20 protein-coding genes and 5 tRNA genes are annotated in these 22,585 nt (G+C 47.7%); 2 read left to right on the top strand and 23 right to left on the bottom strand.

What is annotated here, in order from left to right:
• Positions 1-4: 4 nt before the first annotated feature.
• From L2713_RS13315 to orn, 23 genes are all read right to left on the bottom strand, one after another.
• On the bottom strand, positions 5-2,485 hold the full coding sequence (locus L2713_RS13315; RefSeq protein ID WP_248968219.1) for a S9 family peptidase: 2,481 nt from the start codon (positions 2,483-2,485) through the stop codon (positions 5-7).
• Between the two features lie 450 nt (positions 2,486-2,935).
• The gene (locus L2713_RS13310; RefSeq protein WP_248968218.1) at positions 2,936-3,517 is read right to left on the bottom strand and encodes an anthranilate synthase component II; all 582 of its coding nucleotides are present in this window, start codon (positions 3,515-3,517) and stop codon (positions 2,936-2,938) included.
• Positions 3,518-3,673: 156 nt separating this feature from the next.
• On the bottom strand, positions 3,674-4,111 hold the full coding sequence (locus L2713_RS13305; protein WP_011715796.1) for a ClpXP protease specificity-enhancing factor: 438 nt from the start codon (positions 4,109-4,111) through the stop codon (positions 3,674-3,676).
• Positions 4,111-4,740, bottom strand: coding sequence for a stringent starvation protein SspA (gene sspA / locus L2713_RS13300; protein WP_011715795.1), 630 nt, complete (start codon positions 4,738-4,740; stop codon positions 4,111-4,113). The genes L2713_RS13305 and sspA overlap by 1 nt, the downstream gene beginning before the upstream one ends.
• A gap of 96 nt (positions 4,741-4,836) precedes the next feature.
• A complete protein-coding gene (locus L2713_RS13295) occupies positions 4,837-5,535 on the bottom strand; it encodes a cytochrome c1 (RefSeq protein WP_109287562.1) in 699 nt (232 codons plus the stop codon).
• Positions 5,535-6,749, bottom strand: a complete 1,215-nt coding sequence (locus L2713_RS13290) for a cytochrome b (RefSeq protein WP_011715793.1) — start codon at positions 6,747-6,749, stop codon at positions 5,535-5,537. Before L2713_RS13290 ends, L2713_RS13295 begins: the two co-directional genes overlap by 1 nt.
• Positions 6,749-7,339 (bottom strand): ubiquinol-cytochrome c reductase iron-sulfur subunit, encoded by a 591-nt coding sequence (gene petA, locus L2713_RS13285; protein ID WP_011715792.1) that lies wholly within the window; start codon positions 7,337-7,339, stop codon positions 6,749-6,751. The genes L2713_RS13290 and petA overlap by 1 nt, the downstream gene beginning before the upstream one ends.
• Positions 7,340-7,706: 367 nt before the next feature.
• The gene (gene hflC, locus L2713_RS13280; protein ID WP_248968217.1) at positions 7,707-8,600 is read right to left on the bottom strand and encodes a protease modulator HflC; all 894 of its coding nucleotides are present in this window, start codon (positions 8,598-8,600) and stop codon (positions 7,707-7,709) included.
• Positions 8,601-8,603: 3 nt separating this feature from the next.
• On the bottom strand, positions 8,604-9,749 hold the full coding sequence (gene hflK / locus L2713_RS13275) for an FtsH protease activity modulator HflK (RefSeq protein WP_011715790.1): 1,146 nt from the start codon (positions 9,747-9,749) through the stop codon (positions 8,604-8,606).
• 36 nt (positions 9,750-9,785) lie between these two features.
• The gene (gene hflX / locus L2713_RS13270) at positions 9,786-11,093 is read right to left on the bottom strand and encodes a ribosome rescue GTPase HflX (RefSeq protein WP_086904174.1); all 1,308 of its coding nucleotides are present in this window, start codon (positions 11,091-11,093) and stop codon (positions 9,786-9,788) included.
• Between the two features lie 24 nt (positions 11,094-11,117).
• Entirely contained in the window at positions 11,118-11,390 is a 273-nt protein-coding gene (hfq, locus tag L2713_RS13265; protein WP_011070934.1) for an RNA chaperone Hfq, read from the bottom strand.
• Positions 11,391-11,482: 92 nt separating this feature from the next.
• A complete protein-coding gene (gene miaA, locus L2713_RS13260) occupies positions 11,483-12,409 on the bottom strand; it encodes a tRNA (adenosine(37)-N6)-dimethylallyltransferase MiaA (RefSeq protein ID WP_248968216.1) in 927 nt (308 codons plus the stop codon).
• A complete protein-coding gene (gene mutL / locus L2713_RS13255; protein ID WP_248968215.1) occupies positions 12,402-14,336 on the bottom strand; it encodes a DNA mismatch repair endonuclease MutL in 1,935 nt (644 codons plus the stop codon). The genes miaA and mutL overlap by 8 nt, the downstream gene beginning before the upstream one ends.
• Before the next feature lie 13 nt (positions 14,337-14,349).
• Positions 14,350-15,741, bottom strand: coding sequence for an N-acetylmuramoyl-L-alanine amidase (locus tag L2713_RS13250; RefSeq protein WP_086904172.1), 1,392 nt, complete (start codon positions 15,739-15,741; stop codon positions 14,350-14,352).
• Positions 15,742-15,749: 8 nt separating this feature from the next.
• Entirely contained in the window at positions 15,750-16,208 is a 459-nt protein-coding gene (tsaE, locus tag L2713_RS13245) for a tRNA (adenosine(37)-N6)-threonylcarbamoyltransferase complex ATPase subunit type 1 TsaE (protein WP_011621395.1), read from the bottom strand.
• Between the two features lie 79 nt (positions 16,209-16,287).
• Positions 16,288-17,787, bottom strand: coding sequence for an NAD(P)H-hydrate dehydratase (locus L2713_RS13240; RefSeq protein WP_248968214.1), 1,500 nt, complete (start codon positions 17,785-17,787; stop codon positions 16,288-16,290).
• A 245-nt stretch (positions 17,788-18,032) separates the two neighbouring features.
• Positions 18,033-18,488, bottom strand: coding sequence for a ferritin family protein (locus L2713_RS13235; protein WP_248968213.1), 456 nt, complete (start codon positions 18,486-18,488; stop codon positions 18,033-18,035).
• A gap of 440 nt (positions 18,489-18,928) precedes the next feature.
• Positions 18,929-19,004 (bottom strand) — tRNA-Gly (locus L2713_RS13230).
• Positions 19,005-19,127: 123 nt separating this feature from the next.
• Positions 19,128-19,203: transfer RNA gene (locus L2713_RS13225), tRNA-Gly, on the bottom strand.
• 123 nt (positions 19,204-19,326) lie between these two features.
• Positions 19,327-19,402, bottom strand: a tRNA-Gly gene (locus L2713_RS13220).
• A gap of 123 nt (positions 19,403-19,525) precedes the next feature.
• A tRNA-Gly gene (locus tag L2713_RS13215) sits at positions 19,526-19,601 on the bottom strand.
• A 33-nt stretch (positions 19,602-19,634) separates the two neighbouring features.
• Positions 19,635-19,710 (bottom strand) — tRNA-Gly (locus L2713_RS13210).
• A 189-nt stretch (positions 19,711-19,899) separates the two neighbouring features.
• Positions 19,900-20,445, bottom strand: a complete 546-nt coding sequence (gene orn, locus L2713_RS13205; RefSeq protein ID WP_086902935.1) for an oligoribonuclease — start codon at positions 20,443-20,445, stop codon at positions 19,900-19,902.
• A gap of 112 nt (positions 20,446-20,557) precedes the next feature.
• Between orn and rsgA the strand changes: the two genes are divergently transcribed.
• A complete protein-coding gene (gene rsgA / locus L2713_RS13200) occupies positions 20,558-21,622 on the top strand; it encodes a small ribosomal subunit biogenesis GTPase RsgA (RefSeq protein WP_248968212.1) in 1,065 nt (354 codons plus the stop codon).
• A gap of 79 nt (positions 21,623-21,701) precedes the next feature.
• A complete protein-coding gene (asd, locus tag L2713_RS13195; RefSeq protein WP_248968211.1) occupies positions 21,702-22,580 on the top strand; it encodes an archaetidylserine decarboxylase in 879 nt (292 codons plus the stop codon).
• Positions 22,581-22,585: the final 5 nt, after the last annotated feature.

The following is a 22,585-nucleotide window of genomic DNA, read 5'->3' as shown; positions in this document are numbered from 1 at the left end:
AGATTTACTTAAGCTCTTGTTCAAAGAGCTTATAAATACGGCGATATTCGTCCAACCAGCTCGATGGCTGACGGAAACCATGGGGCTCAACCGGATAAATAGCCGTTTCGAACATCGGTTTTTCCAGCTCGATAAGGTGCTGCACCATGCGCACGCTATCTTGGAAGAACACGTTGTCATCCATCACGCCACTCATGATCAGTAGCGGCTTAGTCAGACCTTGGGCATGCTCGATAGGCGAGCTACGCTCATAGGCGATAGGGTCAACATCCGGTGTGTTTAAAATGTTGGAGGTGTATGGCGCGTTGTAATGCGCCCAATCCGCCACAGGGCGCAGTGCTGCACCTGCTTGGAATAATTCCGGCTCAGTAAACAAGGACATAAAGGTTAAGAAGCCGCCGTAAGAACCGCCATAAGTACCAACGCGCTTAATATCCACGTTGGCATTTTGGCCCATCCAAGTCACGCCGTCTTTTATGTCTTCAACTTCAGGGTGACCCATGTTGCGATAAATCGCCGTGCGCCAGTCGCGGCCATAGCCTTTCGAACCACGGTAATCCATGTCCATCACCACATAACCTTGTTGAGTCAGTAGGTTGTGGAACATAAACTCACGGAAGTAACCACTGAAACCATAATCGGCATTCTGTAAGTAGCCCGCACCATGGTTAAAGATAACGGCGGGGTATTTCTCGGCGCGGGATTTGTCGTAACCCTGCGGCAAATAAACCCGCGCATACACTTGGCCAGCACCATGGTTAGAAGGTACGGCGACCACTTCGGGCGCTTGCCATGGATATTGCTTAAAAGCATCGCTGGTGTATGACGTGAGTTGTTTTAACTCACCGCCAATAGGTTGAACATACAGCTCATTCGGCTGAGTACGGCGAGAGGCATTCAGCAGCAACTTAGTGCCATCGGGGCTTAAGCTGTAATCTAAGTTACCGTCCCACTGGGTTAATTGCTCATTTTTGCCCGAGGCGATATTCACACGATGAACGTTGTAAATACCTGGGTGACTTTGGTTAGCCTTGTAGTAGATGTAGTTTGCATCGGGCGAGAGAGTAATATCGCTCACCACAAACTTACCTTGAGTCAAAGTGCGGGGCTTTTCGCCGCGGGCTTTGATATAAAGCTGGGAATAACCTGTTTCTTCAGAGAGATAGTACAGGGTGTCTGTTCCTGGTAACCAGCCGAATTGGTTATAGTCGTAGTTCACCCAGGCATCATCATGCAGGCGATGCTCGGTGATAAACTTACCCTTTGCCAGATCGACGCTGGCAATCCAGCGGTCTTTGTTATCGGTCGCTTCGACCATCACCGCCAGCTTGTCCTCAGACTCATGCCATTGAATCGCGCTTTGAGTCCAGCCCCAATCCTGCATCAGCTGGATTTTACGGGGAGCCTTAGTACTTTGATACGATTCACCTTTTGCCTTAGCATTTTCACTCTTAACCTTAGCTAAAACGTCCTCATCGAAGCCGGTTAAACCTTCGATAGTCACATCAATCTGTTTATGCTCATTGAGATCGAGTACCACAAAGCGTTGGCCAGGCGGCGTATCTTCTGCAACACGGGCGCGGACTGGCACAGGATCGATATAGCCTTCACTACCGAGGTAGTTTGGCATGATGTCGTGTTCACTGCTGCCGGTGTAATTTTTATCGGTTAGGGCCACAAACAAATAACGCCCGTCTGGCGACAAACTTAGCTCAGATACCACCTCGGCATCCCCTAGATACCAAGTGTTAGCGGCGAGGGTTGGATCGCTCTTTTGCAGATCGTTCTTAAACTGTTCTTTGGCTTTGGCATTTTCTTGCTGCAACGCCACATATTGAATAAGTCTGTGCTGCTGCTTGGCTAAGTAGCTGCTTGGCTCTTTCACGCCCTCGGGTGCTTTCGCCATTTTGATTTCAGCCAGCTGCTCCACTAATCCACTGTCTTGATGGATTTGGAAAACATTATCCCCTTGCCAATAGGCGATATCGCCATTGTTCAGGTAACGCAGGCCACTGATGGCAGTGCGCTGACGGGTAAGCTGGGTGATTTTGCCAGAGCTTAAATGCTTAACAAAAATATTGCCTTGGTAGAGATACGCCTTATTGGCCTTAGCACTGTCTAACACACCAAACTGTTGGTCCGCCGCGTGTAGTTTATCTATGGCCAGTTCAACGGCGCGGCTGTCATTAATACCCTGCTGATAATAATTGCGTAGCGGCGATGCGCTAGGTTGGCGGGCGAAGAAAACGCTCTGGCTGTCATCGCTCCAGTAGGCTTCCTTAGCGAAAATCCCCATCCAATCGGGGTTCGCCATAATTTGATTCAGCGTAAGGGGTTGTGAAACTTGGGGAGGCTGAGCTAAAGGGACTTGATAAGCCTGTGGTGTGGTCGCGGGAGTCGCCGTTTCAGTTGAGGTTGCGGCGCAACTCGTCAATACCGCAACGGCTAACGCACTTAAACCCAAATTTCGCATTACGCTGTTCATTCGTCCTTCCTTTTATTGTTATCGCAATCCTGCAAACGCAGCGGACTATCCCCACAACGCTCGCAGCTAGACGTAGTTTGGCGGCATTTATATCACACTTAGGCGACATGTTTGCTTAAAAGGAGGAGAAATCTTGTAACAAAGCTTAGGGCGTGTTGACGTTTCGAAATTAAATTTTGTTCGCTCAGGCAAGCTCGTGCTCGCGAAACGAGGAATGATATGTAGTTATTCTACTCAAATGACGAGCTGCTCTAATTACCGCAAGTAAGAGCAAGGGCTTGCCAGACAAACCCTTCGGGCAGCGTTTGGCGGGCGTTTCTGCCGCGTTATCGTCCGTTTATGTAGAATAACTACACTACACGGACTTTGCCTTGCATAAACGCACGCCACATAGCTGCAAAAATAACCCTGAAACGTAAACACGCCCTAGAACTGAATGGATCTTTTCGATTAAGCCAAAGCCGATTGCGACAAGAAGTTTGCCAACAATTCATGGCCTTGCTCGGTCAAAATTGACTCGGGGTGAAATTGCACACCAAAGAGTGGCAGCTGCTTATGGCTCATGGCCATAATTTCGCGCCCATGGGTTGGGTCGTCAAACCAAGCATCTAACACAAATCCCTCAGGGACAGCATCGACCAACAATGAATGGTAGCGTGTTACAGTTAATGGTTGATTTAACCCTTTGAATAAGCGCTCGCCTGTATGGCCAATCGCACTGACTTTGCCATGCATCACTCGTTGCGCTCGCACAACCTTAGCACCAAACACCTGCGCCATGGCTTGATGCCCTAAACACACACCTAGGATAGGTAAACGCGTAGCAAAATGCTCAATCGCCACGAGGGAAATCCCCGCTTCATTGGGCGAACAAGGCCCGGGAGAGATAACTAAATGGCTCGGTGCCAGCGCCTCGATTTCCGCTAAGCTGATTTCATCATTGCGTTTAACCACGATCTCTTGCCCTAACTGCTGAAAATACTGCACTAAGTTAAAGGTGAAAGAGTCGTAATTGTCGATCATTAGCAACATACAAAATCCATTGGCTCAAATGGTAAGTCGATGCATTCCACGGCTGAAATGCGGCGCAAATGCTATCACAGGCCTTTGCGCGGATTAAACCTTTATCCAATAAAAAAGCCAGTCAACAGACTGGCTTTCAAGAGTATAGAACAGGGCGTAATTAACCTATTTAACTAAGGTTAAATGACTGCGACGTTTAGGAGGCTCATCCGTAGGTTCGGTTGGCTTCTCGTTTGTCTCGATAACAGACAAAGTCGATTCGGCTTCCTCTTCGACTAAGTACGCGTCTTCAATATCGAAGACAGTCCCTGCACCATTTTCACGGGCGTAAATGGCCACAATCGAGGCCATTGGCAATAATACCTGTTGAGGTACACCACCGAAACGCGCATTGAACTCCACAAATTCATTACCAATTTGCAAATTGCCCACCGCGCTGGCCGCGATATTTAATACGATCTGGCCATCCTTCACGTACTGCTGTGGTACTTGGGTGCCTTTCACAAAGGCATCCACGACAACGTGAGGCGTTAATTGGTTGTCCATCAACCAATCGTAGTAAGCCCTGAGTAAATAAGGACGATTTGGAGTCAACGCTTTCATTACATTCCCATGCGCATTTCGCGTTCAGCTTCAGTCAACGAAGCTTTAAATGATTCACGCTCGAAAATACGTGTCATGTAGGCTTTGATGTCTTTCGCTACGCGGCTGTCTAACTCGATACCTAATACAGGTAAACGCCATAATAATGGGCCGAGGTAGCAATCCGCTAAACCGAATTCTTCGCTCATAAAGTAAGGCATTTCACCAAATACTGGTGCGATTGAAAGTAAACTTTCAGTCAGTTCTTTACGGGCCGCTTCAGCGCGATCGCCTTTGCGAATACGGTCAACGAGTGAGTACCAGTCAGTATCGATGCGGTGCATCATCAAACGGCTTTGGCCGCGAGATACTGGGTAAACAGGCATCAACGGTGGATGAGGGAAACGCTCATCCAAGTATTCCATGATGATACGTGATTCATACAGAACGAGCTCACGATCTAACAAGGTTGGCACTGAGTTATAAGGATTTACTTCAAGTAAATCTTCAGGCATTTCGTTTGGGTCGACCTGTAAAACATCAACAGTAACCCCTTTCTCAGCTAACACGATACGCACTTGATGGCTATACAGATCATCAGCACCTGAAAACAGTGTCATGACAGAGCGTTTGTTGGCAGCAACAGCCATTGATACCCTCCAGAGTCGAAATAAAACAAAAGTAAACGAGGGGCAAAGCCCCCCGTTTACACTATGCGGATACTATATTTTACCCGTTATTGGTGCCTAGTGTACATCTTTCCAGTACTCTTTCTTCAAGAGGTAGGCCACAATAAAGAAGATAAACAGGAATCCAAGTACCCACCAACCTAGCGCTTTACGCTCTAACTTAACAGGTTCAGCCGAATAGACTAAGAAGCCAGTGATATCACGAACTGCTTGGTCGTACTCTTCTGCATTTAACTTACCACCAGAGACCACAATAGTGCCATCTTCTTGCTTAACAGGAGTGCCTTGCAGTTCTTCAAGAACGTGTGGCATGCCCACAGATGGGAAGACAGTGTTGTTTACGCCGAATGGACGGCTTGGGTCTTTGTAGAAGCCTTTGAGGTATGAATACACCCAATCTTCGCCACGAACACGTGCTACTAAGGTTAAGTCTGGTGGAGTTGCACCGAACCACTTAGCCGCATCTTTGTGTGGAATCGCGTTTTGCATCAGCTCACCGATTTTGGCATCGGTAAACATATACTTGCTACGCATATCATCGGCAGAAATACCGATATCGTTCGCCACACGCTCATAGCGTTGATACTGAGTGCTGTGACAACCAGAGCAATAGTGTTGGAACATATCCAGACCACGCTCTAAAGAAGCCTTATCATGCAGATCAACATTGGCTTTTTCTAAATGTACATTGTGTCCACTCGCGGCCATTGCCAGCGTCGGGATCAATGTAACTAATGCAATCAGTAATTTTTTCATTAGTGTGTCAACCTCGCTGGAACAGGCTTAGTTTTCTCATTTTTGCTGTATAACCACAGTAATAAGAAGTAGCCGAAATACGTCACAGTGAAGATACGTGCAACAATAGTCAGCTCTGGTGTTGCAGGTACAGCGCCTAAGTAACCTAAGACGATGAACGATACAGCGAACTGAGCGATGTTCAACTTGTGCAGCGTGCTGCGGTAGCGAATTGACTTCACTTTACAACGGTCTAACCAAGGCAACACGAACAGTACTGCAATCGACAGACCCATCATTACCACACCGCCCAATTTATCGGGAACAGCACGTAAGATGGCGTAGAACGGAGTGAAGTACCATACAGGTGCAATGTGCTCTGGTGTCTTCATTGGGTTAGCCGCTTCAAAGTTTGGCTTCTCAAGGAAGTAACCGCCGCCTTCAGGGATGAAGAACAGCACGTAACAGAACACGATCAGGAAGCCCGCAACACCCATAATGTCTTTAACTGTGTAGTATGGGTGGAATGGAATACCATCAACTGGCCAGCCATTCTCGTCTTTGTTCTTCTTGATTTCGATACCGTCTGGGTTGTTTGAACCCACTTCGTGCAGAGCGATTAAGTGTAAGAACACTAAAACCACTAACACTAATGGCAGTGCGATAACGTGCAGAGCGAAGAAACGGTTCAGTGTCGCGCCAGAGATCACGTAGTCACCACGGATCCACAGGGTTAAGTCATCACCGATAACAGGGATAGCACCGAACAGAGAAATAATTACCTGCGCGCCCCAGTAAGACATTTGTCCCCATGGCAGCAAGTAACCCATAAAGGCTTCAGCCATCAGCACGAGGAAAATCAACATACCGAATAGCCACAGTAGCTCTCTAGGCTTTTGATATGAACCGTAAATCAGACCACGGAACATATGTAAGTAGATCACCACGAAGAATGCAGACGCACCAGTTGAGTGCATATAACGCAATAACCAGCCGTACTCTACGTCACGCATGATGTATTCAACAGAGGCGAACGCACCTTCTGCTGTTGGTACATAGTTCATGGTCAACCAGATACCCGTCAGTAATTGGTTAACCAATACCAACATGGCTAATGAACCGAAGAAGTACCAGAAGTTAAAGTTAGTTGGCGTCGCATACTGACCCACGTGACGGTTATAAGTCGCCGTCATTGGGATACGCGCATCGATCCAATTAATTAAATTCTTAACCATTACGCCACTCCTTTATCTACACCGATGATAACGGTGCCATCATCAACGTATTGATGTGGAGGGATAACTAGGTTCAATGGAGCTGGAACGCCTTGGAATACGCGGCCCGCCATATCGAACTTAGAACCATGACATGGACAGAAGAAACCAGAAGTCACGCCTTGAACTTGCTCACCAAATGAATCTGGTAAATAAGTTGGTGAACATCCTAGGTGGGTACAAATACCGACGGCAATAAAATACTCTGGCTTAATAGAACGCAGAGGATTTGTTGCATATTCAGGTTGTTGCATTTCTGCAGACGCTGGATCTCTTAGCTTATCGTCGTGTGTTGGCAGTTCATTAATCACTGCTTCTGTGCGACGGACAACCCATACAGGTTTTCCACGCCATTCAACACGGATCAGCTGACCTGGCTCAATTTTACTGATATTTACTTCTACCGGTGCACCTGCAGCTTTCGCCTTGGCACTCGGATTCCATGACTTGATGAAAGGAACCGCTACAGCGACGGCACCAGCACCACCTACTACGGCGGTTGCGGCTGTCAGGAATCTGCGACGTCCGGTATCGACTGGCGCATTGCTCATCCACTTATCTCCCAGAGGGTGTTGGAATTTTTGTTTTTCAAAGACTTTCTGCCCCCTAGTTATCACCATGGGCAAAAATCGAAGTTTGAAGCGGGGCTCATTATAGCTAAAAATTAGAAGCAGATCATAGTGAAAACACTCAACTAAGTTAGGGAGATTGCGTGTTTTTTATAAAATGGACAAAAAAGCACAACTATTAAGCGATTTTAATCGTTTTGATATACTTTTTGAGCAAATGGTCTGTGAGGTCGGCATAATCCATGCATCGCTAATATAACTCCAACTCTCATTTTGCAACTTTACGTTTTCCTGCAGATAAAAAAATGGGCCCTGTTTTCAGGACCCATTTCAATACATTTCTGATTGCTTACTTCTTAGGTGAAGTGCTCTTCATATATTTGAAGAACTCGCTATCTGGTTCTAACACCATCACATCAGAGTTACCTGAGAAACTCGCACGGTATGCATCTAAGCTACGTAAGAAGCTGAAAAACTCAGGATCTTTACTGTAAGCGTCAGAATAAATCTTCGCGGCTTGCGCATCACCTTCACCGCGGATGGTTAAGGCTTTACGCTCGGCTTCTGCAATCTTCACGGTCACGTTGGCATCAATCGTGGCGCGAATGATTTCAGACTGCTCTTTACCCTGTGCTCTATGTTCTTTGGCAACCGCTTGACGCTCGGCACGCATACGTTGGTAAATACTGTTACTCACGTTTGCGGGTAGGTTGATTTGCTTCACGCGCACGTCAACCACTTCAATACCTAGGTCTTTAGCGCTTTCAGAAGCATTTTCTAACGCATCATTTTGCAGCTCATCGCGTTTACCAGAAACGATTTCCTTGATAGTGCGACGACCAAACTCGGTACGTAAGTCGTTGTTGATCTTACGTTGCAGTAAGGTCTCTGCATTCGACTTAATCCCGCCGTTAGTGGAGAGGTAGTATTTTTCGAAGTCTAAAATACGCCACTTCACATAGGAGTCGACCATCAAATCTTTTTTCTCAGAGGTGACGAAACGATCGGCCGCACCATCTAAGGTTTGGATACGCGCATCGAGTAACTTCACTTTATCGATCACAGGCACTTTAAAGTGTATGCCTGGGGCGAAAACGCGGGTCACTGGTTTGCCATCAACGTTGTCTTTAACGATTTCACCGAAACGCGCCACAATCGCACGCTCGCCTTCGTTAACGACCATCACAGATGACAGACCTATGCCTAATACGATGGCAATCAGAACAATACCTAATCTACCCATGGATTACTCCCTCCCTTGGCGAGCACGGTCCTCGCGAGAAGGGCGTCCACTCAATGGCTCACCAATGCGAGTCGTTGACATAGATGAAGAATTGACGTTCTGCTGAGCCTTATGCTCAACCTCTGGCGTAGTCACAGGCTTCTCTTTCATTAACTTGTCTAAAGGCAAATACATTAAATTGCCATTGTTCTTGGCGTCGATAAGCACCTTGTTGGTATCTGTCATCACCTGCTGCATTGCATCGAGATACAAACGCTTGCGGGTCACTTCAGGTGCCGCTTGGTACTCAGGTAACAGCAACTCGAAACGAGCCACTTTACCGCGAGCTTCAAGAATTTCACGCTCTTTATAGGCATTCGCTTGTTGCGCCATACGCTCAACTTCACCGCGCGCTTTAGGCTCGACTTCACGGGCATAAGCTTCGGCTTCACGGATAAAGCGTTGTTCGTCTTCTTGCGCCGCAATCGCATCGTCGAAAGCATCTTTCACTTCTTCAGGTGGACGAGCTGGCAAAAAGTTAACGTCAACAATGGCTAAGCCTAATTTGTACGGCTCAATGATGCGCTCGAGTTCTTTCCAAGTATCGCGACGAATAGCATCACGACCTGTGGTCAGAATATCGTCCATCTTGTTGTGGCCAATGACATAACGCAGCGCACTGTCTGTGGCTTCACGTAAGCTGGCATTCGCATCAACGGCACTGAACAGATAAGAGTACGCATCTAAAATACGATACTGTACGTCCAACTCGACCTTCACGACGTTTTCATCTGAGGTCAACATGCTGCCAGAAGCAGGAATGGAGCGAACAGACTGCACATCAACGGGATAAATCTGGTCGATAAACGTAGCCTTCCAATGCAGACCAGGTCCCACCTCACCAATGTGCTGACCAAAACGCAGCGCAACACCACGCTCAGCTTCTTTAATGGTGTAAAAACCCGAGAGTCCCCAAACAACAAAAGCGATGGCAAGAATGATGATTAAGCTGAACGAACTAAAGCTCTGGCCTGATGAGCCATTGCCTTTGCCGCCAAAGCGTTTTGAAAGATTACGAAAAACCTCATCAAGGTCCGGTGGTCCTTTGTCGTTACCACCTTTATTTCCCCAAGGATCATTACCCTTGTTACCGGGCTCGTTCCAAGCCATTTAGCACTCCATAAGTGGATGAAATAAATTAGATTATTAACAAACAGCCTTTTCTGTCGACGGATCGAAGATAAAGGTTTCTAACTCACCCTGACTCTGTTTAGCTAATCGGCGCCAATCGGCATCCGATAAACGAACAGACAAAATACAGTTCCCCAGATCGTCGTACTCTTTCTGCTGTATCGCATCCAGTCGATAAAACTGGCCAAGATAATGTCCAGCAGTTGCTGGAATCTTAAGTGTAAACTCATGAATAACTTCACCAATCAACTCGGTGATCGCCTTCAGGAGCAGATCAAATCCCAAACGTTTTTGTGCCGAAAGCCAGACGCGTACCGGCTTACCACGTTCATCGTATTCAATGCGCGGCGCGACATCCTCAAGCAGGTCGATTTTATTACAAACGACCAACTGCATCACTTCGGCAGCATCGATATCTTCGAGCACGTTTTGCACCTGCTCGAAGTTATCCGCCATGTTTTCATCAGCACAATCAACAATATGAAGCAGCAATTCCGCTTGACGCGTTTCCTGCAATGTTGCCTTAAACGCGGCAACCAGATCGTGTGGTAAATGGCGAATAAAACCTACAGTATCCGCTAAAATCACGGCACCGTCGGGCAGATCTAACTTTCTCAATGTGGGATCGAGTGTGGCAAATAGCTGGTCGGCTGCATAAACATCAGATGAGGTTAAGGCATTAAACAGCGTTGACTTGCCCGCGTTGGTATAACCCACTAATGAGACTGTTGGCATGTCACTACGCTTACGGGCGCGGCGACTCTGCTCACGTTGTTTATCAACACGCTCTAAGCGTTTATTGATATTTTTAATGCGGCCCCTGAGCAAACGTCTATCGGTTTCGAGCTGGGTTTCACCCGGACCACGTAAACCGATACCGCCTTTTTGGCGCTCAAGGTGAGTCCAACCACGCACAAGACGCGTCGACATGTGGCGCAATTGCGCTAGCTCCACCTGTAACTTACCTTCATGGGTCCGAGCACGTTGAGCGAAAATATCCAAGATCAGCGTGGTTCGGTCCAATACTCGGCACTGACACACCTGTTCAAGGTTTCGCTCTTGAGCAGGACTCAAGGCGTGATTGAAAATAACCACATTAGCCTCGGTTGCAGCTACTAATGCAGCTAACTCCTCGGCTTTACCAGAACCAATAAAAAACTTACGGTCTGGTGAGCGTCGACTTCCAGTAATGACCCCGACTGAGCGTGCTCCAGCTGACTCGACTAATAGCTGTAACTCGACTAAGTCTTCTCGGCGTTCCTCATCGGAAAAGTCGATATGGACAAGAACCGCTGTTTCTCCCGCCTCATAACGATCAAACAAGAAGCAAACTCCTCAAACTAAAACTTATTCGCCACTTGGCATATCGTCTTGCGCGCCATAACCGCCCTGGGCATTTTGATGGCCAGCAACGTTAAATGGACGAGCAGGTACTACGGTAGAAATAGCGTGTTTGTAAACCATTTGGCTCACTGTGTTTTTCAACAGAATGACAAACTGATCAAACGACTCTACCTGTCCTTGGAGTTTAATGCCGTTTACCAAGTAAATTGATACAGGAACGCGCTCGCGGCGTAGTGCGTTCAAAAATGGGTCTTGTAAAGATTGCCCCTTAGCCATTTTATTATTTCCTTTTTAATTTATATAAAAATAAATCGTTATCAGTGAAGTTTTTTGTTTAGTTTTAGTATTATACAGCAAGGGCTAATAAGCTAGCGGCATTGACGCATAAGTGTAACTAAATTCCCCTCAGCACCACTTTCAAGCCAATTCAACTCTGGCCAACTACGCAACCATGTTAATTGACGCTTGGCTAATTGCCTAGTAGCGGCAACGGCTTTTTCGACCATAGTATCATAGTCAAATTCACCATCGAGATACTGCCAACATTGTCGATATCCCACGCAACGCATTGAGGGCAAATCTAAATGTAGGTCACCTCTCGCTTTCAGCTGGGCGACTTCATCAATAAAACCTTGCTCTAACATTATCCGAAAACGCTGCCCGATTAACTCATGCAGCACTTTGCGCTCACGGGGCGCAATGGCAAATTGCACCACATCGTAGGGTAAAGGAGCCGACTTGGTTTGAGTTAACTCGGTCAGACTCTTACCGCTTATTCTATATACTTCTATCGCTCTTGAAAGCCTTTGTGGATCATTAGGATGAATTCTTTCTGCCGATACGGGATCTATCTCCCTTAATTGCGCGTGCAGTGCTTCCCATCCGTTTGCGTCCGCTTCGGCTTGGATCTCGGTCCGAATCGCCTCATCGGCACTCGGTAACGGCGATAATCCTTCTAATAGCGCCTTAAAGTACATCATGGTGCCGCCCACTAATACGGGGGTCTTTCCCATGCTAATAATCTGTTCAATCTCGCGCAGCGCATCGGCTCTAAAATCGGCGGCGGAGTAGCTCTCTGCCGGATCGCGGATGTCGATCAGTCGATGCGGACCTCGTACTAATTCCTCGGCAGAGGGCTTAGCACTGCCAATGTCCATGCCACGATAGATCAATGCTGAATCAACCGAGATAATCTCGCAATTATGCTTTTCGGCTAATTCGAGTGCTAAAGCGGTTTTTCCGGACGCCGTTGGTCCCATCAAAAAAACCACTTTTGGCTGTAATTCTTTATTCAATTGCTTGCTCTTCTAGCCACGATTGCCAAGGTAAGGATACTGCTTTATCGGCAATTTGCTGTCTTTTCTCTTCAGTTAACTGACTATAGGCCGCCCAAATATCCGCGGCCGAGGTAAATCCAGTTAAACTCTGCTCTGCCAGCCACACAGCCAATGCATTAGGTGCTGGCGCTTCAAAACGTAGCGATTGCAACCACTCGGGGATCACCTTCGCTAACTGGCTATCCCTGAGATATGGGGGCACTTTTTTGATTATCAACTGCTGATAGCGAATTGTTAGTTCTAATCCTAATTGCCGGATAAGTGTTTCATGTTCTTCGAGTAATGCTGGCCAATCCGTATCGGCGGCTATCGACACTGGCATCAATAATGGCTGACCTATCAAACCAGTTGCCAGCTTTGTTTCTATCTCATGGCTACGTGTCGCTAACGCCACAGATTGAATTGGCAACAGACTCAGGTTTTGCCCTTGCGCTAATACCCAATATTGACCATTGAGTATGGCGGGCATTGCAAGCACGGGTTGATACGGCTTGTCCTGCACGCTATAGGATGGCGTTTGCAATAATTCGCCGTAACTGGCGATAGCCGCCTTAGAAGGAAGCTCGGCTCGGGCACGATTTTCCCCAGCCGAACCACTACGTGACTCCCGCGGAACCGCCATACTGCCGTAGGTATTGCTCTGCACGCCAGCGTACGGACGCGTGCTAGCAATATCCCGAGTAAGCTCAGCTAGCTGAGAATCCCGTGATATCTCGGCGCGAGAAGTATCAGCACGCGAAGCTGCATCCCAATTTGAATGCGTTTTAGATTCAGGCGATTGCAGCTCGAAGGCATGATGCTCAGTTTGTGCCTGCACCCTAGATTCGGAGAGAGAGACCTCATCCCTAACCTGTGGCGAACTTGGCTCGAAAGGACGCTCAAAACCCAGCTCGCTCGCTTCTTCGAGCGCCGATTGCAGTGCCTGCAGAATATAATCATGCACATAACGGCTCTGATGAAAGCGCACTTCGTGTTTCGCCGGATGCACGTTTACATCTACCTGATGGGGATCGATATCCAGCATCAACACATAACCCGGCTGTTCGACCTCGGCTTTTTGGGCAAATGCTTGGCGCACCGCATGATTGACTAAACGGTCGCGCACTAAGCGGCCATTCACATAAAAGTAATGGGTGTCGGTTAACACCGTTGACCAAGGCGACTGTAAATAACCACTTAAACGTAGGTCATCGTGTTGGCATTCGACCCGCAACGCCTCATCGGCAAATTGACGTCCAGCAACCTGAGTCAATCGCTGCAAATACTGCGGCTCATTCATCGCCGGACGATAGTTACGTACGGTTTTGCCATTGTGGGTCAAAGTAAAGTGGATATCCCCACGCACTAACGCAATGCGTTTTAACCATTCATCGATATGGGTAAATTCGGTTTTATCGCTTTTAAGAAAACGTCTACGGGCGGGCGTATTAAAGAACAGGTCGACAACTTCGATAGTTGAACCAACAGGATGCGCGGCCGGCATGACCTTAACCGCCATGTCGACGCCTTCGGCATAAGCCTGCCAGGCTTCCGTTTGCTCAGCGGTACGCGAGGTCAAGGTTAAGCGGGACACTGAGCTGATACTCGCCAATGCCTCGCCGCGAAAACCAAAGCTGAGGATGGCTTCAAGGTCGTCAAGAGAGTGCAGTTTCGAGGTGGCATGCCGCGACAAGGCCAAGGCCAGCTCATCCTTTGGGATCCCCGAACCATTGTCGCGGATCTTAATCAGCTTGCTGCCGCCCTTATCGATTTCGATATCGATACGCGTCGCCCCAGCATCTAGGCTGTTCTCGACAAGTTCCTTCACCACAGAAGCCGGCCGTTCGACCACCTCGCCGGCGGCGATTTGGTTGGCTAGTTGCGGCGGAAGGATCTGAATCCCCATAGACTTCATCCTATTAACTCTCAGGAATGACGAGTGTTTGCCCGAGTTGTACCACATCCGTCTTCATGCCATTGGCGCGCTTAATGCTGGCCATAGGCACTTGATAACGTTGAGCAATAGCCGAAAGTGACTCGCCGCGGCTCACCTTGTGTTTAATATTTCCAGAGGATGATTTCGCGCTCGTGCTGGCCGTTGTGCCACCGCTATTACGCTTCGCGAGCAAGGTGTCAGCTGGCGGGTTATTGTGGAAATAACGGCTAACGCCCTTATGGATAGCGGTTGCGATACTTTCCTGATGGCGACTGCTGTTGAGCAAGCGCTCTTCCTTCGGATTCGAGATAAATCCTGTCTCCACCAGAATGGAGGGAATATCGGGGGATTTTAATACCGCAAGGCTCGCAGACTCAGGGCGACTCTTATGCAGCTCAGTCACAGAGCCGAGATCCTTCAAAATATCCCCAGCAACAGAGTGACCTATGGCCATCGAACTGTTCATAGACATGTCGAGCAGAGTCATTGCAAGATACTGTTCATTATCGGTATTTTGGATAATTTCCCCGGCACCACCCAAGAGTTCTGAGTGTTTCTCTTTTTGCTCTAACCAACGACCAATTTCACTGTTCGCGCGGCGCATCGACAATACCCACACTGACGCCCCCTTTGGCTGGGGCGAGGTAAAAGCATCGGCGTGGATAGAAATCAGTAAATCGGCCTTACTGTTACGGGCGAGCTCGGAGCGCTTGTTCAAATTCACAAAGTAATCGCCAGTACGGATCATCACGGCGCGCATACCCGGCGTGTCGTTGATCTTACTGGCCACTCTTTTTGCTATTTCCAGTGCGACTTTTTTCTCGTAAACACCTGAAGGCCCAATAGAACCAGGATCATCACCACCATGACCCGCATCAATGGCCACCACAATATCACGGGACGATTGCGCCGATTGAGTAACCGTTTTAACGGGAGTTGAGCTAACGACAGCTGTCGCCGTGGTTAAGGTTTTATCCTCGAGATCGACCACCAGACGATTACCATAGGGCGCCGTCACAGGTAGAGAAAACAGGTTAGCATTTAATGGCTTAACCAGATCGATCACCAAACGTAAATCACCTTTAGTGGGTGATTTGCTGACGCGAACCCCTTTAACCAATTTACTGTTGTTATCGATATTTTTCAGGCTCAGTTTTGTCGAAGCCTTTTTAAGATCGACCACTAAACGATTGGGTCCATCGAGGGAAAAATAAGTGTAATTAGGCGCTTCGCTCAAATCGAACACCACCCGGGTCGACTCGGGGGCAGCCCAAATACGCACGCCCTCAAGCTGGTTAGCCGCGTGGGCTGCTACAGCAAAAAAAGCGCACAGAAAAAAAGTAATAGTTTGAAAGTAATGCTTATTTTTAGTCATCTTTGTTTTTATTTTATTGCGGCTAATAGCTTTTTACCTGATTCTGTTAAGGCTCGAATTTGGATTTCACGTCCTTGGTTAACATAATTTAAATGCAGGTGAATATCGGCATCGGGCAAGAGTCCATGACCTTTGTCGGGCCATTCCACAATGCACAGGCTGCTATCGGTAAAGTAATCACGGATCCCCATGAACTCGAGTTCTTCAGGATCGTTTAAACGATACAAATCAAAATGATAAACTTCGACACCGTCTAGCTCATAAGGTTCAACTAAAGTGTAGGTCGGGCTCTTTACCGCTCCTTTATGCCCTAATCCTTGGATTAAACCGCGGCTCAGAGTGGTTTTACCCGCCCCTAAATCCCCCGTCAAATACAGAGTCAAAGGCGCTTGAATATGGCGGGCCAGTTTTTGCCCAACCGCAATAGTCTCGTCTTCGTTATTTAATTGAAAGGTTAACTCTGTCATTTCCGCTTTTATCACTGCTGTTATGGATGGAGGAGGCAACTTAAGCGCGGAAATGTCCTGCGCTTAAGTTTTACAGCGCCTAGAGTAAATCACTATTTACTAATTGGCGAATAAAAGGCATCAAATCGCTGGCTAACATACCCCGTTCACCCTGCACTGCAGCCAGATCCGCCGCGCAGCCATGAACGACAACCCCAACAACGGTCGCCTGCATGTTATCCATTCCTTGAGCCATAAGTGCGCCTATAATACCAGATAACACATCGCCGCACCCACCACTCGCAAGCCCAGGATTACCAACAGGTGCCACGACCATCTGTTTTCCATCAAAAATGACAGTGCCCGCGCCTTTGAGCAGCACCACGCCACCATATTTTTGCTGCAGAGCACGCACGGCAGCAAATCTATCCTGCTCAATGTCGGCGACACTGCATCCCAAGAGCCGCGCAGCTTCCCCGGGATGAGGCGTGAGTACCCAGTTAGTTTGCCTGCGCGGTTCTTGGCTGAGCAGATTCAGGGCATCGGCATCGAGCACACAGGGTTTATCGCTTAAGCCCGCGGCTTTAAACAAGTTATAACCCCAGTCGTGTTTTCCTAAACCGGGGCCAAGTACCACCACCTGTGCCCAACCTAGGCGCAGATAGACTTCCATATCGACCAGTTCACAGCCCCAAAACATCAATTCGGGGCGCGAGACGTTTACTGTCAGTTGATGCTCAGGCCTGCTGATCACAGTCACCAATCCGGCGCCCGCACGTAAACAAGCTTCACTGGCGAGGCGAATGGCTCCAGCCATACCAAAGTCACCACCGATCAGCGTTACCTTACCCGATTGCCCCTTGTGGCTGTCCCGTGCTCTTGCGGCAAAATGGCTTTTTAACATTTCACCGCCGACTCGCGTTGCACTCTCAGTATCGAAGAAAGGCGTTAATCCCAGATCGGCAAAGGCTAAATGGCCGCAGTGGTGTCTCGCCTTGCTGGTCAAAAGCCCCTGTTTTAATCCACCAAAGCACAGAGTGACATCCGCCATCACGGCGACCTGAGCGACAACGCCAGTATCGGCAACGATCCCCGAGGGCAGATCTAAACTCAGCACCCAAGCCTCACTCTGATTGACGGCATGGATCAGTGCAGCAATATCCTCACGCACGGCGCCCTTAACTCCCGTGCCCAGTAAACCATCGATAATGACTGGCGCCTGCAGTATCGCTTCGATATTTGGGGAATCGATAACACCGCCCTGGTTTAGATAGGCAGAAAGTGCCTGCTCGAATTCAGCAGTGCCTTGGGTCTTGAGCAAGTACACCTTGACCTGATGCCCTGCTTCTAAGGCTAGGCGCGCGCAGACTAGCGCATCGGCGCCATTATTGCCGCTGCCCGCCAATACCAGTAAAGGCATTCCTTCAAGCTGAGGATGCCGTTCACGCTGCTGAGTAAAGCACTCAAATGCTGCTCGACCAGCACGTTCAACTAATTGATATAAAGTGGTTTCCCCTTCTGAAACAGCGAGCAATTCGGCGGCTCTCACCTGCTGCTGCGTATAAAGCGCCGTGGGTAAACTCGATAAATCTTGTGCCATAGAGGATCTCCTGCGCGACAAATAATCAAAAGGACAGCTCACCTAACACCCCCCTGTGATTGGTGAGAACCAAGCATTACAAGGTCAAATCAACCAATGAGATCAAGAAAGTAGCAAAAAACGCCCCAAAAAATTATGACGTAAATCAGTTGCCATGCAAAAAGCGTCCAAAGTGAAAAATACTCATCCGGTAGAGACAACAAAGCCAGCATTACGCTGGCTTTGAAAGGTCATTCTGAATCGGATTAGATATCGTCCATCCGAATTGTGCTATGCACTAGGCGTTGCTGCTGAGTTTTCTCCACTCGGATCAGGCCCTCTAATGCGGTGCGGGCATCCTCGGCAGTAGTTGAGTTAACGGTTTTTTCCAATAAGCCAATCAGTCGATTTTCTAAATCGAGGTGCAGATTCAGCACATCATCTTCGTTCATATTGGCGGGCAGCATAGTGTCTTGGCAGCGTTTGGTAAAGTCTTCAAATACAAAGTCTTTATACCAAGTATCTAATACTCTAACGGGCGCCTCATCCATATAATCACGCAATTTTTCAGCCACATGTTTTTGGTGAGACTCAAAATATTCCAGCATCATCTTCACGCGGGCAGAATCGGCCTGATTGTTCAGTCGGCCATAGAGTTGCGCCATATCTAAGCGGCAGTTCGCCACATACTCAAGTAAATCACGCAATTGTTGAATACGCATATAATGCACTCCAGTGTTAAGCCAACTACTTGGCGCTATTAACTTTGTCTGGATTCATTATGTAAGTAAAAGCGTTGCGAATATTTGAACAAGGTCATAATTTAACTTTCGCAACGCCATCTAATTTAGGAAATCTTGAAGAAACAAGGCGCAGATCACGCATTAACCTTGCTGTTTTATTTTTTACAAAATAGAAAACATCAGCGACAACAGCCGCAGAACAGGCAAAGTTTGCCCATACTTCACCGCATTAGCATTAAAAATAACCGTGCAAACAAAGGTTAATAAATTGCAGCGAGGGGAAATAGCTAAAAAGCGCTTGGAGTAATCAAGAACGAAACAGACATGCTAAGCAAACAGAAAAGCAAAATAGCACTGCGTAAGTTGCGATATATCTGTTTGAAATGAAGAAGATTCTATGAGGGAATGACGAGAAAAATTGGAGCGACATATCGGGTTCGAACCGATGACCTATACCTTGGCAAGGTATCGCTCTACCAACTGAGCTAATGTCGCATAATTATCGCTGTCACATCCGCCTTCAAGATTCACAAAGGTATCGTCTATCAACCTTTATCAACTGAGCTAATGTCGCATAATTTTGTATTTAATGACTTGGTGAATCACTAAATTTGTATTTGGAGCGACATATCGGGTTCGAACCGATGACCTATACCTTGGCAAGGTATCGCTCTACCAACTGAGCTAATGTCGCATAATTATCGCTGTCACATCCGCCTTCAAGATTCACAAAGGTATCGTCTATCAACCTTTATCAACTGAGCTAATGTCGCATAATTCTGTATTTAATGACTTGGTGAATCACTAAATTTGTATTTGGAGCGACATATCGGGTTCGAACCGATGACCTATACCTTGGCAAGGTATCGCTCTACCAACTGAGCTAATGTCGCATAATTATCGCTGTCACATCCGCCTTCAAGATTCACAAAGGTATCGTCTATCAACCTTTATCAACTGAGCTAATGTCGCATAATTCTGTATTTAATGACTTGGTGAATCACTAAATTTGTATTTGGAGCGACATATCGGGTTCGAACCGATGACCTATACCTTGGCAAGGTATCGCTCTACCAACTGAGCTAATGTCGCATTTACATTTTAAGACTGTAACCGTCTGAAATTTGGAGCGACATATCGGGTTCGAACCGATGACCTATACCTTGGCAAGGTATCGCTCTACCAACTGAGCTAATGTCGCCTTTTGTATCGCTGCCACATTTGCCTTCAACATTCACAAAGGTATCGTCTCCTAACCTTTATCAACTGAGCTAATGTCGCAATCACTTATATGAGCAGCGCTTCGTGTCCGCATCAAAAAGTTGAGGCCGCATTATATGAAAAATTTATGCGGCTGCAACCCCTTCTTGCAGATTTATCTGCTGATCGGTCAAATTTTAAATACTTTGCTGCGGTAATACTGTAATTCCGCGATCGACTCTTGGATATCTTGCAGCGCTTGGTGGGTATTTTGCTTTTTGAAACCCGCCATGGTTTCAGGGCTCCAACGCTTCACTAACTCTTTTACCGTGCTCACGTCGAGATTACGATAATGGAAGTAGTCCTCCAGTTCACGCATATAACGATTTAAGAAACGACGGTCCTGACCCACGCTGTTACCACACATAGGTGAGGCACCCTTAGGCACATATTGCTCTAAAAATGCGATGGTTTGTGCAACAGCCTGTGCTTCATTCACTTGGCTGGCACGCACTCTATCGATCAGACCCGATTCACCGTGGTGTTTTTGGTTCCAATCATCCATGGCCGCCAGCACATCATCCGATTGATGAATAGCAATCACAGGCCCCTGACCGATAATATTGAGTTCTTGGTCTGTTACTAAGGTAGCAATTTCAATGACTCTATCGACATCGGGTTCTAACCCTGTCATTTCGAGATCGATCCAAATGAGATTATTCGCGTCCGCCGCCATAATTCAGCCTTATCATGTCAGTTAGCCTAAATTCAGGCTTTTTTATTCAAGAGCGTGTATCATACTGCTTTTTTCAGACACAAAAAATCATCTAATTGACGAAGACAAATCAGTGAGTAAAAAGAAACCCCTAAGCCAAGGCCAATTACGCCGTATGCGCGCCAATCACGAGAAACGCCTCAATCGTGACAATGGTGATAAAAATGCGCCTGAGTTACAGGATAGCTCACTCGGCCCAGAACAGAGCGGAACCGTGATCTCCCGCTTTGGCCAACATGCCGATATTGAAACCGAAGATGGCCAAATCGTGCGCTGCAATATTCGCCGCACGATTAAGAGCTTAGTCACCGGCGATAAAGTGATTGTTCGCCTCGCCATTGAAACCCAAGCCAACAGTGGCATTGCTGGCATTGTAGAAGCGGTACACCCAAGACGCTCTTCCCTCTCGCGTCCCGACTTATACGATGGGGTGAAAATTATCGCCTCGAATATCGACCAAATTTTGATTGTGTCGTCCGTACTGCCTAGCTTTACCACCCAGATTATCGACCGCTACTTAGTGGCAGCCGAAGACACGGATATTCCGCCGATCATCATTTTGAATAAAATTGATCTGCTAACGCCAGAAGAAGCCCCCGCCATCGAAGCCGCCTTAAAGCGTTACGAAGATATCGGTTATCCCGTGTATAAGGTCAGCAGTAAATTAGGCGAGGGTTTAGATATCATTAAAGCCCTGCTGAAAGATAAAGTGAGCGTATTTGCAGGCCAGTCCGGTGTAGGTAAATCTTCACTGGTCAATGCCTTACTGCCCGAAGCCGAATTATTGGTGGGCGATGTCTCCGACAACTCGGGGCTGGGTCAACACACGACCACCACGGCTAAGTTGCTGCATTTACCTAGCGGTGGTGATTTAATAGACTCTCCCGGAGTGCGCGAATTTGCTCTTTGGCACTTACCCGCCCAACGTGTCGGTTGGTGTTTTATCGAATTTAGAGACTTTTTAGGTGGCTGCAAATTCCGCGATTGTAAGCATGGCGATGACCCGGGCTGCGCCTTAAAAGCCGCTGTCGATGCGGGTAAAATTAGCGAAGATCGCTTTAATAACTACCATCGTATTATCGCAAGCCTTGATGAACAGCGTCACGCTCGGCAATTTCGCGCCCAAAGCGATGAATAAACAAACCATCGCCTCGCACAAAATTAACGTAAAACAAGTCTCAACCTAAGTTGAGCAACATAAAGGAAAGGAACATAAATTGGATAAAGTTAAAATTGCGCTGCAGTACATGCTGCCAAAGCACCTGTTATCTCGCTTAGTCGGTAAACTTGCCGCTTCCGAAGCTGGCGCATTAACGACTGCCGCGATTAAATGGTTTATCAAGCAATATAAAATCGATATGAGCGAAGCGGCTCAGAGCGAACCCGAAGCCTATAAAAGCTTCAACGACTTTTTTACCCGCGCACTTAAGCCTGGCATTCGCCCAATTAATACTGCGGCCAACATCATGGTGCATCCTGTTGATGGCGCCGTCAGCCAACTCGGCCCCATCAAGGATGGCCGTATTTTCCAAGCTAAAGGGCATCACTATTCTTCACTCACTTTGCTTGGCTACCAAGCCGAAGATGCCAAACGCTTCGAAGGTGGGGATTTTGCGACGATTTATCTGGCTCCCAAGGATTATCACCGCATCCACATGCCGATTAAGGGCACGCTGTCGAAGATGACCTATGTACCGGGCGAGTTGTTTTCCGTTAACCCCTTAACGGCGCGCCATGTACCTGGCCTGTTTGCTCGCAACGAACGTGTTGTGGCAATTTTTGAAACCGAGCTTGGCCCGCTAGCTATGGTATTAGTGGGCGCAACCATTGTGGCCAGTATCGAAACCGTGTGGGCAGGCACAATTACGCCGCCAACGGGTAAGCAAGTGTTCACATGGGAATACCCAACAGTAGGTCCAGACGCCATTACCTTAGATAAAGGCGAAGAAATGGGCCGCTTCAAGCTTGGCAGTACCGTCGTCATGCTGTTTGCTAAAGATGCTATCGACACCTTCGCCGAAGGCGTTGAACCCGAAGCCGTAACGCGTATGGGTCAAGCCTTTGCTAATCTCAAAAATCAGGCGTTAGCCGACTAACTACG

This window comes from Shewanella seohaensis (genome assembly GCF_023283775.1).
In the GTDB taxonomy this organism is placed as follows: domain Bacteria; phylum Pseudomonadota; class Gammaproteobacteria; order Enterobacterales; family Shewanellaceae; genus Shewanella; species Shewanella seohaensis.
This window is presented reverse-complemented; position numbering and strand designations above follow the sequence as displayed.

What these genes read in the sequence shown, in the direction of transcription:
- sspA (WP_011715795.1), bottom strand. Translation starts at nt 4,740, where the DNA reads ATGGCTGTTGCTGCCAACAAACGCTCTGTCATGACACTGTTTTCAGGT.
- petA (WP_011715792.1), bottom strand. Translation starts at nt 7,339, where the DNA reads ATGAGCAATGCGCCAGTCGATACCGGACGTCGCAGATTCCTGACAGCC.
- L2713_RS13295 (WP_109287562.1), bottom strand. Translation starts at nt 5,535, where the DNA reads ATGAAAAAATTACTGATTGCATTAGTTACATTGATCCCGACGCTGGCA.
- L2713_RS13290 (WP_011715793.1), bottom strand. Translation starts at nt 6,749, where the DNA reads ATGGTTAAGAATTTAATTAATTGGATCGATGCGCGTATCCCAATGACG.
- L2713_RS13315 (WP_248968219.1), bottom strand. Translation starts at nt 2,485, where the DNA reads ATGAACAGCGTAATGCGAAATTTGGGTTTAAGTGCGTTAGCCGTTGCG.
- tsaE (WP_011621395.1), bottom strand. Translation starts at nt 16,208, where the DNA reads ATGACAGAGTTAACCTTTCAATTAAATAACGAAGACGAGACTATTGCG.
- L2713_RS13310 (WP_248968218.1), bottom strand. Translation starts at nt 3,517, where the DNA reads ATGTTGCTAATGATCGACAATTACGACTCTTTCACCTTTAACTTAGTG.
- mutL (WP_248968215.1), bottom strand. Translation starts at nt 14,336, where the DNA reads ATGGGGATTCAGATCCTTCCGCCGCAACTAGCCAACCAAATCGCCGCC.
- hflK (WP_011715790.1), bottom strand. Translation starts at nt 9,749, where the DNA reads ATGGCTTGGAACGAGCCCGGTAACAAGGGTAATGATCCTTGGGGAAAT.
- orn (WP_086902935.1), bottom strand. Translation starts at nt 20,445, where the DNA reads ATGGCGGCGGACGCGAATAATCTCATTTGGATCGATCTCGAAATGACA.
- L2713_RS13240 (WP_248968214.1), bottom strand. Translation starts at nt 17,787, where the DNA reads ATGGCACAAGATTTATCGAGTTTACCCACGGCGCTTTATACGCAGCAG.
- L2713_RS13305 (WP_011715796.1), bottom strand. Translation starts at nt 4,111, where the DNA reads ATGAAAGCGTTGACTCCAAATCGTCCTTATTTACTCAGGGCTTACTAC.
- hfq (WP_011070934.1), bottom strand. Translation starts at nt 11,390, where the DNA reads ATGGCTAAGGGGCAATCTTTACAAGACCCATTTTTGAACGCACTACGC.
- hflC (WP_248968217.1), bottom strand. Translation starts at nt 8,600, where the DNA reads ATGGGTAGATTAGGTATTGTTCTGATTGCCATCGTATTAGGCATAGGT.
- L2713_RS13235 (WP_248968213.1), bottom strand. Translation starts at nt 18,488, where the DNA reads ATGCGTATTCAACAATTGCGTGATTTACTTGAGTATGTGGCGAACTGC.
- L2713_RS13250 (WP_086904172.1), bottom strand. Translation starts at nt 15,741, where the DNA reads ATGACTAAAAATAAGCATTACTTTCAAACTATTACTTTTTTTCTGTGC.